Below are 676 nucleotides of genomic sequence, written 5' to 3'. Positions count from 1 at the left end.
TGAAGAACGTCGTGTATTGGAGTATATGATATCGGTCGATGAAGTATATAGCGTGCCTGGGTTTGCCGGAGATTACCGAAACAATTCATAGGCATACGACTCGCTTTGTTTTCCGTTTTTTTTTTTCTGATGACCACGGAAGTCGTCACCGTGCCGGGCAACTGGACCGTGCGGCAGACCCTCGACCATGTCCGCACGGTGGAGAAGACCCGCGAGACCATCTACGCGATCTTCGTCCTCGATCCGCGCACCCAGGCGCTGACGAAAGCCGTACCGCTGCGCCGGCTGATCTCCGGCAATCCCGACGACAACGTCCTCAGCGTCGCCGCTGGCCGACGGCCGCTCGCCGTCTCGCCCACCGCCAGCCGCGAGGAGGCGGCGCGGCTGATCTCGAAATACGATCTTCTCGCCCTGCCGGTGGTGGATGCGGTGGGCCACCTCATCGGCATCGTCACGGTGGACGACATGATCGACGCCATGGTGGAGAAGCAGACGCAGGACGTGCAGCGCTTCGGCGGCATGGAGGCCCTGCCCGAGCCCTATATGGATATCGGCTTCGGCACGATGATCCGGAAGCGGGCCGGCTGGCTCTGCGCCCTGTTCCTCGGCGAGATGATGACCGCCACGGCGATGCAGGGGTTCGAGGGGCAGCTGGAGAAGGCCATCGTCCTCACCC

The 676-nt window shown here is 62.3% G+C and carries 1 pseudogene; it reads left to right on the top strand.

Going from position 1 to position 676, the window contains the following annotated elements:
* Positions 1-126 precede the first annotated feature (126 nt).
* A pseudogene (locus VQ03_RS30590) lies at positions 127-676 on the top strand (CBS domain-containing protein); the annotation flags it as partial.

It is taken from the genome of Methylobacterium tarhaniae, from assembly GCF_001043955.1.
Classification (GTDB): Bacteria; Pseudomonadota; Alphaproteobacteria; order Rhizobiales; family Beijerinckiaceae; genus Methylobacterium; species Methylobacterium tarhaniae.
Note: the sequence above shows the minus strand (reverse complement) of the source record. Positions and strands in the feature narration are given on the sequence as shown.